Consider the following 1,772-nt stretch of genomic DNA (forward strand, 5'->3'; position numbering starts at 1 on the left):
TTTTAATAAGGAGGATAAATTTAAAAGTTTTATTTTCATCCAATGTATCATTAATGAATGAGATGAAATCGATGTACTTTTCATTCATGGGAACTTCGTATTTCTCCCTGACAGAGAGAACATCATCCTTTGAAATCAAAATCGGTATTATACTATTTACAAAGTTTTTTATCTCATCTGCATACGATGTATCAATTACTGAGAATGTTACATTTTCATTTCCTTGACTTCCGTTGTTATAAGAGTTAAAGTAAGCTTCTGCGATATTTACACTCAATGTCTTCAAATCGGATTTACTCTCAGAAAAAGTGGTAATAACCTCATCATAGGGAAGACCATCAAGGGGAACATAGGTTTGGGAACCCAACACAAAATCAACATAATCTCTTAACTCATAAGAAACCTCAATACTCTGCATAAAACAGGCATCAAATATAAGAATATCAATTTTTCTGTTGAACCTCTCCTTTATTTTACTTAAAACATCCTTTATCTCTCCTATTGTTAGAAAATCGGAATGGGTTTCATCAAAACATATTCCTTTCCCTTCCCTCCCTTTAAAGTTTCTACCATCCCCATGTCCCCACATAACAAGTACTATTTCATTAGCCTGATAGGTTGAGAGAGCAAAGTTTAAGAATTTAAAGAGAACTTCTGGATCTCCGCTATCTTCATTTTTTCTTTCCTCAATAATCTCTTCTCTATCTGTGATTTCTTCAATTCTTGTTCCAGTCTTATCATCCACAAGAGCAATGACCTTTAGATTATCTTTTTTTGCTTTTTCCATCTCGAGTATATCTCCCATTCCCTGAATGTATAAATTGTTATCTGCAGCCATATAGACAAGGAATAATTTATCCACCCTGTTTGTAGGTACAGGTGAAGAAAGAAAAGCAATCAAAAGAATCAATGCAAGGAATCTAACCCTCATAGACTATTGTAACTTTTTTATCTTTACTAAACCAAAACACATAAGAGCCGAATCCCTCAGCAATGAATCTTATAGGGACAAGTGTTCTTCCATCTTTTATGATTGGAGGAACATCAAGTTTATACTCCTTGTCATTGATAAGGGCAGTTTTTTTACCTATCCACATAACTATTGTTGTTTTTCCAATTTCAATGGTTATTTTCTTCTCCTCTCCATCCCACTCTACCTCTCCACCGAATCCCTCAGCAATGAATCTTATAGGGACAAGTGTTCTTCCATCTTTTATGATTGGAGGAACATCAAGTTTATACTCCTTGTCATTGATAAGGGCAGTTTTTTTACCTATCCACAAATCAATCACAGTGGATTTTTTAGAAAATATGTGGATCTTCTCTTTAAAAACATTATTCTTCTCATTTATCTCTGGAAGATCATGCCCACTATCTACCTCTGCAACAAGGTATCTATCCCCTGTTAAATCCATAGATTCAGAAATAAAATCTTTCTTTTCAAGATTTACACTGAATTTAATCGTAACATTCTTTTCATCAACAGTTATGATCTTTGAGTCTATGAGTGTAAACCTTGAAGGAATATCCCAGAAGAGAGACACTATAACTTCAGGACTCTCCTTTATTTCTTCCCACTCACCCTTAACACCCAACTTGACAAGAACATCAAAAGAATCATCCTCAAATATAATAGTTTTTGAAACCTTTATATCCTTTACAAACAAATCCAGATATGTCTGAGCAAAAGCTCCCTTAAGCAATACTAAGTTAAATATTAACAAGAGAATCATAAACACAACACTTGTTTTCTTCATTTCTTACTCCTAATT

The 1,772-nt window shown here is 33.6% G+C and carries 2 protein-coding genes; both read right to left on the bottom strand.

Annotation, left to right across the window (positions count from 1 at the left end):
- A partial coding sequence (locus J7J33_02835; GenBank protein MCD6168228.1) for a hypothetical protein occupies window positions 1-931 on the bottom strand: 931 nt, incomplete at its 3' end.
- Complete coding sequence (locus J7J33_02840) at window positions 921-1,757, bottom strand: copper amine oxidase N-terminal domain-containing protein (protein ID MCD6168229.1); 837 nt, start codon at window positions 1,755-1,757, stop codon at window positions 921-923. The genes J7J33_02835 and J7J33_02840, both read right to left, overlap by 11 nt.
- Window positions 1,758-1,772: the final 15 nt, after the last annotated feature.

It is taken from the genome of Caldisericia bacterium (assembly GCA_021158845.1).
In the GTDB taxonomy this organism is placed as follows: Bacteria; Caldisericota; Caldisericia; order B22-G15; family B22-G15; genus B22-G15.

Excerpts from the sequence above, each read along its gene's own strand:
- J7J33_02840 (MCD6168229.1), bottom strand. The coding sequence starts at position 1,757 with ATGAAGAAAACAAGTGTTGTGTTTATGATTCTCTTGTTAATATTTAAC.